Annotated in this window: 15 protein-coding genes; all 15 read right to left on the bottom strand. The window is 41.2% G+C overall.

The genetic code is table 11. The features are described 5' to 3' along the window. Nucleotides 1-11: 11 nt before the first annotated feature. A complete protein-coding gene (locus tag DW005_RS04060; RefSeq protein ID WP_117478267.1) occupies nt 12-332 on the bottom strand; it encodes a hypothetical protein in 321 nt (106 codons plus the stop codon). A 1-nt stretch (nt 333) separates the two neighbouring features. Continuing rightward, nucleotides 334-1185: a hypothetical protein gene (locus tag DW005_RS04055; protein WP_117478266.1), complete on the bottom strand. Its 852-nt coding sequence runs from the start codon at nt 1183-1185 to the stop codon at nt 334-336. Then, nucleotides 1182-2240, bottom strand: a complete 1059-nt coding sequence (locus DW005_RS04050) for an ATPase, T2SS/T4P/T4SS family (protein WP_117478265.1) — start codon at nt 2238-2240, stop codon at nt 1182-1184. Before DW005_RS04050 ends, DW005_RS04055 begins: the two co-directional genes overlap by 4 nt. Next, the gene (locus tag DW005_RS04045; protein ID WP_117478264.1) at nt 2233-3507 is read right to left on the bottom strand and encodes a hypothetical protein; all 1275 of its coding nucleotides are present in this window, start codon (nt 3505-3507) and stop codon (nt 2233-2235) included. The genes DW005_RS04050 and DW005_RS04045 overlap by 8 nt, the downstream gene beginning before the upstream one ends. A gap of 15 nt (nt 3508-3522) precedes the next feature. Further along, nucleotides 3523-4335, bottom strand: a complete 813-nt coding sequence (locus tag DW005_RS04040; protein WP_117478263.1) for a hypothetical protein — start codon at nt 4333-4335, stop codon at nt 3523-3525. A gap of 183 nt (nt 4336-4518) precedes the next feature. Beyond that, complete coding sequence (pyrE, locus tag DW005_RS04035) at nt 4519-5199, bottom strand: orotate phosphoribosyltransferase (protein WP_022377702.1); 681 nt, start codon at nt 5197-5199, stop codon at nt 4519-4521. A gap of 11 nt (nt 5200-5210) precedes the next feature. Next, nucleotides 5211-6494: an aminotransferase class I/II-fold pyridoxal phosphate-dependent enzyme gene (locus DW005_RS04030; protein WP_022377703.1), complete on the bottom strand. Its 1284-nt coding sequence runs from the start codon at nt 6492-6494 to the stop codon at nt 5211-5213. Between the two features lie 71 nt (nt 6495-6565). Next, nucleotides 6566-7474, bottom strand: coding sequence for a dihydroorotate dehydrogenase (locus DW005_RS04025; protein ID WP_117478262.1), 909 nt, complete (start codon nt 7472-7474; stop codon nt 6566-6568). An 11-nt stretch (nt 7475-7485) separates the two neighbouring features. After that, nucleotides 7486-8268, bottom strand: coding sequence for a dihydroorotate dehydrogenase electron transfer subunit (locus tag DW005_RS04020; protein WP_117478329.1), 783 nt, complete (start codon nt 8266-8268; stop codon nt 7486-7488). Between the two features lie 35 nt (nt 8269-8303). Beyond that, nucleotides 8304-9224, bottom strand: coding sequence for an orotidine-5'-phosphate decarboxylase (gene pyrF / locus DW005_RS04015; protein WP_117478261.1), 921 nt, complete (start codon nt 9222-9224; stop codon nt 8304-8306). A 12-nt stretch (nt 9225-9236) separates the two neighbouring features. Continuing rightward, complete coding sequence (locus DW005_RS04010) at nt 9237-10523, bottom strand: dihydroorotase (protein WP_117478260.1); 1287 nt, start codon at nt 10521-10523, stop codon at nt 9237-9239. Beyond that, complete coding sequence (locus DW005_RS04005; RefSeq protein ID WP_022377708.1) at nt 10507-10962, bottom strand: NUDIX domain-containing protein; 456 nt, start codon at nt 10960-10962, stop codon at nt 10507-10509. The genes DW005_RS04010 and DW005_RS04005 overlap by 17 nt, the downstream gene beginning before the upstream one ends. Nucleotides 10963-10982: 20 nt before the next feature. Beyond that, nucleotides 10983-12068 (bottom strand): aspartate-semialdehyde dehydrogenase, encoded by a 1086-nt coding sequence (gene asd / locus DW005_RS04000; RefSeq protein ID WP_117478258.1) that lies wholly within the window; start codon nt 12066-12068, stop codon nt 10983-10985. Between the two features lie 69 nt (nt 12069-12137). Beyond that, on the bottom strand, nt 12138-14099 hold the full coding sequence (locus tag DW005_RS03995; RefSeq protein ID WP_117478257.1) for a CDP-alcohol phosphatidyltransferase family protein: 1962 nt from the start codon (nt 14097-14099) through the stop codon (nt 12138-12140). Nucleotides 14100-14296: 197 nt separating this feature from the next. Then, nucleotides 14297-15106: an AraC family transcriptional regulator gene (locus DW005_RS03990; RefSeq protein WP_117478256.1), complete on the bottom strand. Its 810-nt coding sequence runs from the start codon at nt 15104-15106 to the stop codon at nt 14297-14299. Nucleotides 15107-15356: the final 250 nt, after the last annotated feature.

Genomic DNA, 15356 nt, shown 5'->3' with positions numbered 1-15356 from the left:
CAAATCACCTCCTATCCTGCATATTCATACCCATCAATCACATATTTTTTTCGTAATCCAAAAGGAAAAACGACATCATACCACAGAATAACACGAACATACCCTGTCGTTTTACTCTTTATCTGTACCTGATAGCCTCTGTCTTTTGCCTCCTTATTACATTGTTTTTTTGCTTCTTCCGAATAATCACTTTTCTGCAATTGATATACAGCCTCCCGGTAATACGTTCTGGCACTTCCATATCTCACATTTTGAGAGAGATAGAACACCAAAAGAAAAGAAAGCGCTGTGAACAATAACATAAGTATAAATTCATCCACTAATCGGCTCATCTCACCCTCCATTCCAAATCGTCATCTGCTGAACAAGAAGAGAAAATACTAAAACACTGTCCCACATGATTTTTACACCGGCAATAAAAAGTGGAATCCGACGAAATGCACGCAGACGCAACGCATGTTTTTTACTGCTACTCTCCTCTTTCTCATCGTACTTACTATACAACTGTTCCATAAGAAAAAATATCTCCTGCTTTGCCTGCTCACAGCCATCGACATTTGCCCTTCCCAATACTCTCATTGCGATGCGAAACTCCATGTCATCAAATTCCTCACAAAAAGAATCATATGGTTTATAAGAGGCCGGATCCTGCCGAATATTTTCCAATAAAGTTTCCAACTCTTCACGAAACCAGCCATCCATTCCCTCAATCGACAGCAAAATCATTTGATAAACACCTTTTGTCTGCAAAGAACAGGCAACTGTCATAATCCAGTAAGAAGCCATCTGTCTCATCTCCTGCGCTAAGACGGTACTGTCCTTTTTCCTCTTTTTCTTCCAAAGCCATAATAAAAAACAAGTAACAGTCAACAAAACCATACCACAAAAAACAGCAGTAGAACCAAGTATATTCGTTTCTTTTCCCGTCAACATAAGAGAGCAAAAATGCAACATAAGAAAAGAAACCAAACAAAGGATAAATGCCAGTATCACCGATAACAAATACTCTTTTTTTATCTTTTTCTCAGACTGCCTTCTTTGTTCTCTTCTCCTTTTCCACGCATCAAAATCACGTGTTATAAAATCAAGTGCTTCCCCTTCCATCGTTTCCATTCGCTCATACAAATGGAGGAAACGATAAATCACAGCAATCTCATGATAAAGAGATTCATCGCACACTTTCATGAAAGCCTCCAATCATTTCCGGGAACAATTTCCCCAATTTGAAATTTTCTCGACAAACTTTTGGGAAGACGGTAATTAACAACTTTTCCATCTTCCACGAGCATAATCATCCGGTTCGCAGTTTCTCCTCCCCTTACCGGTTCCCGTTCAAACACACCAATCTGGTCAATAAAGCGGTGCAAAAGTCCTGTCTCATCCCGTTTACTTTTCACTAAAATACCAATATCCAAGTAACGATACGTGTCATTTTCAATCCATCTGCTATCTTCTTTTTCCCCTGCCATAGCTAAGATTCTCTCCGGAATACTCCTTACATCCTCTGCAAGCATCGTAGTCATTCCACAAGCTCCGGTACGAATTGACTCTAAGAAACATTTCACCTCCTCGGACTTGATTTCGGACAAAATCAGCCAGTTTGGCAATTGTTTCATACATATTTGGATTGCCTGCGTATAAGAAAAGTTTTCCGCCACTCTCATCTCCACACAATCTTTATTAGGATTCATTTTCTGATAATGAATCTCTAACACATCCTCTATCGTAACGGTTCGCTCCGCAGCAGGAATATACTGCGTCAGATATTTCAATAATTCTGTTTTTCCGGAACCGGAACATCCGCATATTGCAATACTGCAATGCGCTGCCATACATTGAATCAGAAATTCAATCACTCTTGCATCACAGTAGCCATTTCCTGTCATATCCTCTTTTTTCAGCCGGCGCACGGCAGGTGTTTTTTTCAGTGAAATCGAAAGCCCGGAATACGCAACACTTGGATGCACCAGACAGACACGAAGTTCTTCCGTTTCCACTTCCATAACCGGATTATCCCTGTTAAATGCCTTATTTGATAAATTCGATAATAGCATGGAAAACCGATTTGCAAATGACTCAGATAAAACTTCCGGTGCCATATACCGCCCCTTTTCCAAGTCATCAATCCATAACTGTCTGCCATTCCAATGAATATCTGTGACCGTTTCTTCCATCACGTAAGGATATAAAACACCATAGTCCTGACGCTTCAGCAAATAATCTTTTTGAAATTCATTCATTTTTTACCACTCCTTTTTTCGCCTTTGCAAACTGTCTTAAAAAGCTATCATTTACCTCTCTGCTAAAGGGCTTTTCCTGACGGTGTATAAACTGTCGTGCCACCTTCAGTGCATCTACCGAAAAATGCCACTTTTCTTCAACAAAATCTGTATTATCCGGCTCGACATACAAAACCCGCCCATGTATTTCTTCTTTTTTATCCATAACCGGCATTATTGTTTTTTTATGCTCTGTCGAATCTGTCTTTTGTTGTTTTTCCTTTTTTATGGTATCTGTCTTTTCCGGCTTTGGTTTTGCCGTTTTAGCTGGCATAAGGTTATGTTTTTGTTGGTTTTCATTTGTGTTTTTTTGCTTCGACTTAGTTATCTCTGACTGATTTTGTTTTGGCTCCTTTTTCTTTGATTTCTTATTTTCCCAGCCGGTAACCTTGCCATCAGCATAAATCTGCTCCTCCCTTTCATCCGGATTGTTTGTCAATGTGCCGCCCTGAACAAATAACGAACCGCCTTTTGCCACATAAACAGCTCCACCGACACCTCCGTAACAAATATCACCTTTTCGATAACCTTTGGCCGTATTTCCCGATATAACTCCACCTTTAAACCAGACACTGCCTTCCGAGTAAATCGCTCCACCTCTTCCATCAAACCCTTCCACAGCACCGACTCCTATCGTTTTGTTACCAGTAATTACACCTCCCTGTATCAGTAATCGGCCGCCCTTTTTTACATAAAAGGCCGCTCCACCGGAAACATTTCTGTTGTTACGCACGCTCCCTGCTTTCATAATGCAAACACCTCCGCTGCCAATCTCAACTGCTCCACCTCCGTTGACCGCAAGCGTTTCATTCACATTATCCTGCAGAAAGCATCCTTTCCCAATCACCAATGTTCCCTGTCTGACTTCGATTAACCTTCCAAATATCTTAGATTTTGTATTTTCCCCTGCACTGCCGGAAACCGTCAACTGGCTCCATTCACATTTTTTCCCCTGCACTAAAAACAGACATCCACCATAAACTTTCCCATGCAAAGCACTCCGAACCAGATTATGTCCTCTGCCATGAATTATTTTCTCTCCTCGTATCACTACAGGTTCATCCACGATTATATCCGAAGTCAGCTCGATAGTTTCCTTCGTATCCGATTCACACAACTGCTTAAACTCCGAAAAATCAGATACCATCCTTTTTGCTAAAACCGGCCGTACACTCACACAGAGCGAAAGAGCGAAAAAAAGTGCAATTCTTTTTCTCATTTTCTTCATGCTCCACCTCTCCTTTCATCCATGCTTCCGAATCTGTTCCTGCAGCAAAGACACTGTCTCTTTCACCGCCTGCATAAACATCTCATGGGAAAGAGAATTTTCTTGCATATAATTTTTCAACAAAAAAGGAATCAGCTGTCCCCTTGACATTGCATCGGAAAAACCGGTATCATGCGGAATCGTGCCAATCTTTGCGCCGGGTATATGAAACTGTTTCATAATCGCCGACTTTGTAAGCTCCGACTTTCCATCATAATTTCCAATCAGATAAAATGCCTTTTCCTGTATGGATGAATAATTTCGAAAAAAATGAGAAAGCAACGGAAGATTCTGATTCAAATTCACAACAACCAAATCAGCCTGTTGTAAAATTTTACGCGAGCTCGCTAACTGTGCGGCCGACGTATCGACCATAACCATATCGCTAAGCCGCTCTAAACATTCCATCGTCCGAACTGCTTCCCGTTCTAAATAATACTCCAGATAATCAGAACTCTTTACCGGTTCTGAAGGAAGATAAAAAAGACGTTTTCCCAAGTAATCCTTAGTCAAACCATATAAATTTTCTTCGGAAAGTTCTTCTCCTTTTTCCACTAATTGAAGAACCTTCTCCAGACCGCTTGCGGTCTGGTAATACATGGGCTCTCTTACACATCCGGCAGACTGCGGATGATAATAAGTGCTCCCCAGATTCACAATATTTTTGTGATTTTCAAAGACAATTGTCCGCTCATTCGGACAACTTAATGCTGATAATACGCTGATACAAGCCAAATTACTTGTAACACCGGAATGTCCTCTGGCATTGCTCCAAAAAGCAATTTTCATTTTAGTACCTCCTTTTTGTTATTGGAGGTGGAGTGTTTCCTATCTTAGCACCTTATTTTCTCCTTGTAAATTATCAATTAGTACCAAAAAAGAAACCAAAAATTTGTTCAAATACACGTTTTTTCAGCGAAAAACGCCGGGAACACAAAATCCCCGGCGTCATGCGACAAGTTTTCCAATCATTTACTTTTGAACACCGTACTTCTCATAGTATGAGTCGATGGATGCCTTCATTTTGTCATCAATCACAATTTTTCCAAGGCATTCTTTATTATACAAACGCTCAACTACCTCTTCCATTGAAACGATAGCAGCCGTTTTGAATCCATATACTTCACGAATTTCATCCAGCGCACTCTTTTCTTTTGTTTTTCCCTGCTCCATACGATTTAGGGAAACCATAAGTCCAACAATCTCCACATCTCCCTGTGCCTGAATAATCGGGAAAGTTTCTTCGATGGATTTTCCTGAAGTCGTAACATCCTCAATAATTACCACACGCTCTTTATCCTTAATTTTGCTTCCAAGCAGAATTCCGGTATCACCATGATCTTTGATTTCTTTGCGGTTTGAACAGTAACGGATTTCTTTGCCATACAATTCATAAAAAGCAATTGTGGTTGCTACGCTAAGCGGAATTCCTTTGTATGCAGGTCCGAATAAAACGTCAAAATTATCTCCATACTGGTCATGAATCGCTTTTGCATAATATTCGCCTAAACGTTTTAACTGAGAGCCGGTTACATAAGCACCTGCGTTCATGAAAAATGGTGATTTTCTTCCGCTTTTCAGCGTAAATTCACCAAATTTCAAAACATCGCTCTCTACCATAAACTCAATAAACTCTTCCTTATATCGTTCCATTTTCGTTCCTCCTAGTCATTTAACAGTTTTTCAACGGATGCTAATTTGACACAAAGAACAAAGATTTTTGTTGCTTCTGCCATTTCTTCCGGTGTTGGGAAAGAAGGGGCGATTCGGATATTGGAATCTTCCGGGTCTTTTCCATACGGATAGGTAGCGCCTGCTCCCGTAAGAACTACACCAAGCTGCTTACATTTATCAACAATCGCTTTTGCACAACCAGGCATTGCATTAAAGGAAATGAAATAACCACCACGCGGTTTCACCCAGGAACCAATTTCAAGCCCCTTGAGTTCTTCCTGTAAAATCTGCAAAACAGCCTCAAACTTCGGACGCAGAATTTCTGCATGCTTCTGCATATGATTTTTAAGACCGTCAATATCCTTAAAGAATCTTACATGACGAAGCTGGTTAATCTTATCATGTCCGATAATCTGCACAGTCATGTGCTGACGGATAAATTCCACATTAGCTAGTGATGTCGCAATTGCAGAAACACCGGAGCCAGGAAAACTTACCTTTGAAGTTGAACCAAACATGTAAACCATATCCGGATTTCCTGCTTTCTCACACTCCTCCAAAATGTTTGGAATTTTGTCATGAATTTCATCGTAAATGTGATGAATACAATACGCATTATCCCAGAAGATACGGAAATCTTCTGCTTTCGGATGAAGATTTGCAAAACGTTTTACTACCTCATCCGAGTATGTGATACCAGTCGGATTAGAGTACTTTGGCACACACCAGATACCTTTTACTGCCTCATCGTTATTCACATATTTTTCAACTAAATCCATATCCGGACCATTTTCATCCATCGGGATGTTAATCATCTCGATACCAAATAACTCCGTAATTTTGAAATGTCTGTCATATCCGGGAACCGGACACAAAAATTTAACTTTATCCAGTTTACACCACGGAGTTGAACCATTCACACCACGAATCATGGAACGAGCAACCGTATCATACATAATATTCAAGCTGGAATTTCCACATACAATTACATTGTCCTTTTTTACTTCCATCATATCAGCTAACAACTGGCGGCACTCTCCGATTCCATCCCAGTCACCATAGTTTCTGGTATCATTTCCTAATAAAGTTTTCATGTCAGATTTGCTGTTAATCACATCCAGCATCGGCATAGATAATGCAAGCTGAGAAGCTCCCGGCTTACCACGTGCCATATTTAAAGACAACCCTTTCGCCTCTTCCGTTTTAAACTCTTCTTCCAGACTAGCTTTCAATGACAGGAGTTCCTCCCTGCTCATCTGCATATACGATTTCATATTGACCTCCATTCTAAAGTGTAACAAAGTGTTTCGAAACACTTCCTTTTGTATCTAAACTTAATTTCTTACTATTTTACACATCCGATAATATCTCGGATACTCGAAAGTTTTTCCTTCTTTACATACTCCTCTAATCCATCAATAATCTGGGATGTTACATACGGGTTAAAAAAGTTTGCCGTACCGACTGCCACCATGGTAGCACCTGCCATCAAAAATTCAAGAGCATCCTCGGTATTCTGTACACCACCCATTCCTAAGACTGGAATGGAAACAGCATTTGCCACCTGATATACCATCCGCACTGCAACCGGTTTCACGCATGGACCGGACATACCGCCGGTCTGATTGGCAAGAGCAAATGTTTTTCTTGCTACATCAATTTTCATACCGGTCAGCGTATTAATCAGCGAAACACCATCTGCACCTCCGGCTTCCACCGCTTTTGCCATCTCTGTAATATCCGTGACATTCGGACTAAGTTTCATAACAATCGGCTGCTTTGCCACTACTTTCACAGCTTTCGTAATTTCTTCCGCCATTTCCGGTTTCTGTCCAAAAGCAATCCCGCCTGCCTTTACGTTCGGACAGGAAATATTAATCTCTAACATATCCACGTCTTCATCCGCAAGACGTTCAACTACTTCCACATAATCCTCTTTGGAACGCCCGCACACATTTACGATAATATGTGCACCATGCTCATACAGATATGGCAAATCACGTGCAATCAAAGTATCAATTCCCGGATTCTGAAGCCCAATAGCATTGAGCATACCACCGTGGGTTTCCACAATACGCGGTGTCGGATTTCCGGACCACGGCACATTGGCAACGCCTTTTGTCGTCACGGCACCAAGTTTCTTCAAATCCACAAATTCACTGTATTCGAGTCCGGAGCCGAATGTACCGGACGCCGTCGTTATTGGATTTGGAAACGTGATTCCCGCGAAATTTACTTCTAACTGTTTGCTCATTTTCCTCCTCCTTATAACTCAATGTCTGTCGATAAAAAGACCGGACCATCTTTACAGATACGTTTATTTTTCACTTTTGAATGTGAGTCGATTTCCTTTGACTCACATACACAGGCAAGACAGGCACCAATACCGCACGCCATCTTTTCTTCCATTGAAATCCACGCCGGAATCTGTTTTTCAAAAGCCCATTGTTTCACACCGCGAAGCATCGGCGTTGGTCCACAGGAAAAAATACAGTCTCCGGTCACACCTTCTGCTTCCATGGCATCCAAAACGGTTCCTTTTATTCCTATACTGCCATCATCTGAAGCAATTACAACACGGTCTGCCGCCTCTTCCAATTCTTCCCGCAAAAAAGCATCGGCATTTCGGTAGCCAACCACCACCGTTGTTTTGCAAGGCAATTGCTTTGCAAGTTCCAAAAGCGGCGGAATTCCAATTCCACCACCAATTAACACTGCCGTCTTGTCTTTTTCACAAGCATCCAATGGAAATCCATTTCCCAAAGGTCCGAGAATCCGGATTTCATCATCCTTTTTTTTCGCCGCAAATTCCTTTGTTCCCGCACCAACAATGCGGAATACAATGCGGAGAAGACCATCTTTTTGATTCACTTCACAAAGACTTATCGGACGTGGAAGAAGTGTATCCGAATTATCGCAGTACAGCGAAATAAACTGTCCCGGTTTTGCCGATTTCGCAACTCCCGAAGCCGACAGCCACATGGATACAATCCCCTCTGCAAGAACAGAAACTTCCGTTACCTTTGCCATACACTGTATCTTTGCCATCATCATTTCCTTTCCAAAACTATTTTCTAAAATCATTAGAAAATACGGTTAATATCCTCAATCATGTCAATTACTGCCTGACGAGAAGCATCGGCATAATTTTTTTCACCAAATGAAGCATACTTCTCCTGTTTGTAAGCACAAATAATACCACGGGATGAATTTACAATTGCACCAAGTCCATCTTCATTGAAGTATGGACGAAGAGAATCTGCTGTTCCTCCCTGTGCACCATAACCCGGCACCAGAATATAACTTTTTGGCATAATATTACGAAGCACTTTACCCATTTCCGGATAAGTAGCACCAACAACCGCACCTACCTCGCTGTAACCGCAGGAGCCAACACAATCTTCGCCCCATTTTGCCACATGTTCACCAACTAACTCATACAATGGTTTTCCATCGATTAACTTATCCTGAAATTCGCCGGAAGATGGATTTGAAGTCTTTACCAAAACAAAAATACCCTTCTTTTCCTCTTTGCAGACATCAACAAATGGTTTCACACCATCGGTACCAAGATACGGATTGACCGTAATCATATCCTCATCAAAGCCACGGCAAACGGTAGTCCCAACGGTCACACTGCCCAAATGAGCATTTGCGTAAGCCGTTGAAGTCGAACCAATATCGCCACGTTTCACATCACCGATAACAACCAGTCCCTTTTCTTTGCAGTAATTTACTGTTTTCTGAAAAGCCACAAGTCCCGGAATTCCAAACTGCTCATACATGGCAATCTGAGGTTTTACAGCCGGAATCAAATCATAAACCGTATCCACGATTCCTTTGTTATATACCCAAATCGCTTCTCCGGCCGCCTCCATGGTCTCTCCATATTTTGAAATGGCATCTTTTAAAATCCATTCCGGAATATAAGAAAGCATAGGGTCTAATCCAACAACAACCGGTGCCTTTGTCTTTTTAATTTTTTCAACTAATTGATCAATCATGGTGTCCTCCATTTATTCATATTGATAAACAATGTTTCCGCCTACAATCGTATAATACACACGACCATTGACTTTTGCTCCATCAAATGGTGTGTTCTTACCTTTTGATAAAAAGGTATTCTTATCAATCACATATTCCGAATCCATATCCGCAATTGTAATGTCCGCCGGTGCCCCCACAGAAAGTGTTCCGCCTGGTACCGAAAGAATCCGGCATGGATTCGTACTCATTTTTTCAACTAACTGAAGCGGGGTTAATTTTCCCGTCTTCACAAGATGTGTCACAGAAAGTGCATATGCCGTTTCTGAACCAACAATTCCAAACGGTGCTTTTGCAATCGACTGTTTCTTTTCTTCTTCGCCGTGTGGCGCATGGTCCGTAGAAATTGCTTCCATCGTGCCATCCGCTAAACCATCCACCAAAGCTTCTACATCCGCAGCACTTCGCAGTGGTGGATTCATTTTATAATTCGCATCGTCTCCTGCGATTTCATCCTCTGTCATTGCAAAATGATGTGGACATACTTCTGCTGATACACTGACGCCATCCTTTTTTGCAATACGAACCATTTTTACACTGTCTTTTGTTGAACAGTGACACAAATGAAGATGAACTCCGGTTTCTTTCGCAAGAAGAATATCTCTTGCCACAATCACATCTTCTACCGCATTGGTGATTCCGCAGATTCCAAGTTCTTTGGCTTTTTCCCCGGCATTCATTGCTCCGTGGCCTACCATGTTTTTATCTTCACAATGGGCAAGCACCGGAATTCCCGCTTTTTTTGCTTCTTTCATCGCTTCACGGTAAATTTCGGCATTCATCACGGACTTGCCATCTTCGCTAATTGCTTTTGCTCCTGCTTTTACCATACCGGCAATATCCGTCATTTCCTCGCCAAGCTGCCCTTTCGTAACAGCCCCAACAGGATAAACACGAATCGGACTGTCTGTTTTGGCAATCTTAAGAATTTTTTCAATCATTGCCGGAGAATCTGTCACAGGCTTTGTATTTGGCATCGGGCAAACCGCTGTAAAACCGCCCTTTGCCATCGCGTGCGTACCGGAATAAATTGTTTCCTTGTACTCAAAACCGGGTTCTCTTAGGTGCACATGCAAATCAACAAGTCCCGGCATCACGTATTTTCCTTCTGCATCAATCACCGTACATTCGTCTGGAATTTTATCCGACGAAAGGCTGCCAACACAGGCAACCTTTCCCTCTTTCACATATACATCACACACTTCATCCAGATGATTGGCAGGGTCTAAAACATGTCCATTCTTAATCCATAGGTTCAATAAACAAATCCACCTTTCCAAAATCATCCAGGTCAAAACTACTTGTCAGACCCGCCTTCTCGATATCTTTAACAACTGCCTGATTGGTGATTACCTGAGCAATTTCGCTTTTTGGAACCCACTTACTGTCACGAAGTTCCTCTGCCAAAATCACTTCATCCATCTGTGCATCACACAGAAAAGCAATTCCACATGTACAAATCTCACCTGCGGTAAATCCCCAGGTGTACAGTGGCTTATTTACCTGAACAGCCACTCCTGTTTTTTCCGCCACAATGCGCTCTACTGCTTTTTCCGGTGTCTCTCCGAATTCCATCTCCCCATCAATAAATTCCCACTGATAAGGGTCAAAAATACGGTCATCATACCAGCGCTCCACTGCTAAATAAGAATCCTGATACTGCACAATTCCTTTGACCAGCACACGAAATTTACTCATTCCCATCATCCTTTCCCAATTTATTTAGCTGTTATATATCCTTTGGCTTTCAAAAGTTCCGCCATCAGCACAGCACCACCTGCTGCACCACGTACGGTATTATGAGAAAGTCCCACAAATTTCCAGTCAAAATATGCGTCTTTTCGAAGACGTCCGATACTAACGCCAAATCCATTTTCATAATTTACATCCAAAGCAACCTGTGGACGGTCATCCTCTTCTAAATACTGAATGAACTGCTTTGGTGCATTTGGCAATCCCAATTCCTGAGGTGCACCCTTAAACTCAACAAGTGCCTGAACCAGCTCTTCTTTCGTTGGTTTCTGTTTAAAATTAACAAATACCGCAGCCGTATGTCCATCCAGTACCGGTACACGGATACACTGGCTTGTAATCAATGGGCCATCCGCTTTTACAATCTGTCCATTCTCCACTTTACCCCAAATACGAAGCGGCTCCTGCTCACTCTTTTCTTCTTCGCCGCCAATATATGGAATAATATTATGCTCCATTTCCGGCCAGTCTTTAAATGTCTTTCCTGCTCCGGAAATTGCCTGATAAGTCGTAGCAACAACCAGTGTCGGCTCAAACTTTCTCCATGCGGTAAGTGCCGGTGCATAACTCTGGATCGAACAGTTTGGTTTTACACAGATAAAGCCTCTCTTAGTTCCCAGACGTTTTTTCTGGCTCTCGATAACCTCTAAATGCTCCGGATTTACTTCCGGTACAATCATCGGAACATCCGGTGTCCAGCGGTGTGCACTGTTGTTAGAAACAACCGGTGTCTCGGTTTTTGCATAATCTTCTTCAATCTTTTTGATTTCTTCTTTTGTCATATCTACGGCACTAAAAACAAAATCAACTTCGCTGCTGACTGCCTCAATGTCATTTACATTTTTTACAACTATATTTTTTACTGCTTCCGGCATCGGTTTCTGCATTTTCCAACGGCCGCCTACTGCCTCTTCATATGTTTTCCCCGCACTTCTTGGACTTGCTGCAATTGTTGTTACTTCAAACCAAGGGTGATTTTCCAACAGCGAAATAAAACGCTGGCCTACCATACCGGTACCGCCAAGGATACCTACTTTTAACTTGTCGCTCATGATATTCCTCCATACTTTTTCATAGTCCACCTTATAATACACCATTTCTACAAATTTTTCAACAAATTATCAGAACAAATATCGCAAATACGGATTCAGCTTTGAGATTACATAGTTGGAAACTTTTTTTAACGCACCTGTTGTATCATCAAAAAGTTCCTCTTTACTGTCCACTGTACCGTCTGCTGCATCCGCTTCTTCTTGATAGGAAGTAAAACTTTTTTTCAATATCTCACACAAAGGCCTGCTGTCAATCACCAGCATTAACTCCGTATCCTGATAAGCACTCTTCATATCCATATTAAAAGAACCGACAATTGCAAGTCTGTCATCAATCACCGCACTCTTTCCGTGGTAAGAAACACCACCGTGGTACTCAAGCACTTTCGCCCCCATCTTTAACACCTCGTCCTTGTGAAGTGCATAATCCACGGAGCCAAACGGATTCCCGTTATTTTTCACTGAATTCGTCATAACGGTAAATTCAGGGACCTCTTTGGCTATCTTTGCAATTTCACCATACATATAATCATTATTGATAATATACGGTGTGTGCCAGATAACTTCTTTTTTGGCCTGCTTCATCAGTTCGCACAAACCGTAAAACACCTGCGGTTCTTTGCTGTAAAGGCAAGTCGGGTTCGAGAGCAGTGTAATCCGATTTGCCACCACTGTTTTTTCTTGATATGATATGTTTTGAAACCATCCAGGTTCCTGTTTTTTCATAGAAATGTACTGTTTTTCCAGTTCCTGCGCTGCCCTTTTTACACCGGGAATTAACCAAAGCAAATGGTTATCATTCCATGCCTTACACAACGAATCATTCCAGATTGCTTCAAAATAGGCTTTTACCTGATAAATGGAGCCTTCTTTTTCTCCTTCGTGGTAAACTAAAACATCCCTGTCATAATTTTTAGGTCCTTCCTGCACTCCAAGGAAAGAATCATAGACATTTCTTCCTCCTAGCAGATACAAAGAATCATCAACAATCACATACTTATCATGCATCCGGCTCATCGCGCGAAACGGCAACAGGGGATTGACCGGATTATACGTTTTTATCGTCACATTTTCATGGGAAGCAAGTGCATAAAAATAGGCATTTCCCGTCATACGGATCCATGAATTGCAGCCATCCGCCAAAATTTTCACCTTGACGCCGCGTTCTGCCGCTGCCCACAAGGCAGCCAACATCTTTTTCCCGCTGATATCCGAATGAAAATCAAACGTGGATAAAACAATGGATTGTTTTGCATGCTCAAGCATTCGAATTCTTTCCGCCAATGCCTCCCCATTATCTTCAATGAGCATCACGCGGTCTCCTGCCGAGTTTTCCGATGCAAAAACTTTATTTGCAAATTCTTTTTTATATTCTTCACTCACTTTTGGCTGGTTCAGATATGGAAGTGCCGCTCCCAAAATCAGATAGAGAAAAACACCTGCCACACCCACTGCTTTATAACGTTTTTTTATTTTTCCAAACGTTTTATCTGTGAGTAATTCGATATGGAACCGAAGATACAAAATCCAGGTAACAACCATTAAAATCATCAATACCAGAATCAATAAATTCGATACTAAAAGAGGCATGCCGGGGAATAAAATAAGTGCTAAAATTCCAAAATCCAAGCCTGCCGTACCAATTTTTCCAAACCGCTTGGCACCAAAAACCTGATTTTTCTTTCGAATCACAAATAATCCCATCAGCCCCATATAAATTTCTTTTGCTGCAAATAATAAAAACAACCAGATGGTCGCAGGGAAATGCACGGTACACATAATCGCAAGTGCCGCTTGGGTCAGTTTGTCCGCAATAGGGTCTAACATTTTTCCCCATTCGGTCACCTGATGAAAATGTCTTGCAATTTTCCCATCAAAAAAATCCGACAAAAACGAAAGACAAAGAACAATAACCGCCCCATAAAAGCAGCCTGCATTCTCCGAATGATAATATAAAATACAAAATACAGGAATTAACAAAATCCGAAAATATCCCATTAGATTTGGAATTGTAAAATACTCTTTTTTCATATCAACGCCCCTCTCAAGCCATTACCTTTATGATACTAAATCTGGCGGAAACTGGCAAGATTTTCTTTACATAAAGAAGAACACCCAGTCAAAAGACTAGGTGTTCCTCTTCGTATAATAGGGTGGGAGTAGTAGTCAACAAAGTAACTACTGTATTAAATGTAACAGGAAAATGTGGCAAAAAAATGACGATTTTGCTATTCCTGTAATTTTTTTCGTGCCTGCGCCCGGTATTGGCTCGGTGTCACGTGAATATTTTTCTTAAACTGCTTCATAAAAAATGTTTCATTGTGATAGCCACACAAATCCGCAATTTCCTTAATCGAATAATTGGAAACCAGCAAAAAATGTTTGGCGTGCTCCATCCGGCTCTGTACAACATCCTGCACAAACGTATTTCCAAAATATGATTTATACAATTTCTGAAAATACGGTGTACTTAGCCCATTGTCACCGGCACACTCCGATACATGCCAGTCTTTCGACGGCTCCAAATATACCTGAGAACGCAGATTCTGAAACAATTCATCATATCGGTCCGGTATTTTGGCAACCTTGCGTCTTTCTGACATCTCGGAAACTTTAATCAAAATCATTTTAAATAAACATTCCATCGTCGTCTCTTTGTACTCATTCATCGAAATATATTCCTGATAGAGTTGTTTCATCATCGAAGGAATCAACGTATTTTCCGGCAGGTGAATTACTGTATTCATCGGCAGATTGATTTCATCCACAAAAGAACGGCTGTCATCCAGCCAAAAATGCACAAAATCATCTTTATAGGAATCATTTACGGCATAATAGTGCTGCTTAGCACCAATATCATATAAAATCACGGATGGCGGCTTAACATAAACCGGCTGCTTATCAAGCACAACACAACACTCCGTATGAAAATACAAAAATAAATAATCCGGTTTTCCATACCGGGAAATTCCATCTTCTCTATAAATTTTAAAATCACCGTCGTACTCTAATTGTACCCCAACATCACGAAAGCGCATCCTACTTCTCCTTTCAAAAGCACAGCTTTCTCTCAAAACTATACAATCCTCTTATTGAACTTCATTATAGCATTTTCGTATTTTTTTGTCAGTATTTTTTTTCATTACTTTTATGCCACAAATTTCCATTATATTTTTCTTTTTTGTGGCAACAATATTACCAAGATAAATCGGATGCAGGAGAAAAAAAACAGCATTTCAACAAAAGGGATGCCGTTTCTCGGCATTCCTTTATCTTCACAATAAATAA

This window comes from Clostridium sp. AF36-4, from assembly GCF_003435975.1.
Taxonomy (GTDB): Bacteria; Bacillota; Clostridia; order Lachnospirales; family Lachnospiraceae; genus Eubacterium_F.
Note: the sequence above shows the minus strand (reverse complement) of the source record. Positions and strands in the feature narration are given on the sequence as shown.

Coding starts and splice junctions, on each gene's coding strand:
- DW005_RS04060 (WP_117478267.1), bottom strand. CDS start 332: ATGAGCCGATTAGTGGATGAATTTATACTTATGTTATTGTTCACAGCG.
- DW005_RS04055 (WP_117478266.1), bottom strand. CDS start 1,185: ATGAAAGTGTGCGATGAATCTCTTTATCATGAGATTGCTGTGATTTAT.
- DW005_RS04050 (WP_117478265.1), bottom strand. CDS start 2,240: ATGAATGAATTTCAAAAAGATTATTTGCTGAAGCGTCAGGACTATGGT.
- DW005_RS04045 (WP_117478264.1), bottom strand. CDS start 3,507: ATGAAGAAAATGAGAAAAAGAATTGCACTTTTTTTCGCTCTTTCGCTC.
- DW005_RS04040 (WP_117478263.1), bottom strand. CDS start 4,335: ATGAAAATTGCTTTTTGGAGCAATGCCAGAGGACATTCCGGTGTTACA.
- pyrE (WP_022377702.1), bottom strand. CDS start 5,199: ATGGAACGATATAAGGAAGAGTTTATTGAGTTTATGGTAGAGAGCGAT.
- DW005_RS04030 (WP_022377703.1), bottom strand. CDS start 6,494: ATGAAATCGTATATGCAGATGAGCAGGGAGGAACTCCTGTCATTGAAA.
- DW005_RS04025 (WP_117478262.1), bottom strand. CDS start 7,474: ATGAGCAAACAGTTAGAAGTAAATTTCGCGGGAATCACGTTTCCAAAT.
- DW005_RS04020 (WP_117478329.1), bottom strand. CDS start 8,268: ATGGCAAAGATACAGTGTATGGCAAAGGTAACGGAAGTTTCTGTTCTT.
- pyrF (WP_117478261.1), bottom strand. CDS start 9,224: ATGATTGATCAATTAGTTGAAAAAATTAAAAAGACAAAGGCACCGGTT.
- DW005_RS04005 (WP_022377708.1), bottom strand. CDS start 10,962: ATGAGTAAATTTCGTGTGCTGGTCAAAGGAATTGTGCAGTATCAGGAT.
- asd (WP_117478258.1), bottom strand. CDS start 12,068: ATGAGCGACAAGTTAAAAGTAGGTATCCTTGGCGGTACCGGTATGGTA.
- DW005_RS03995 (WP_117478257.1), bottom strand. CDS start 14,099: ATGAAAAAAGAGTATTTTACAATTCCAAATCTAATGGGATATTTTCGG.
- DW005_RS03990 (WP_117478256.1), bottom strand. CDS start 15,106: ATGCGCTTTCGTGATGTTGGGGTACAATTAGAGTACGACGGTGATTTT.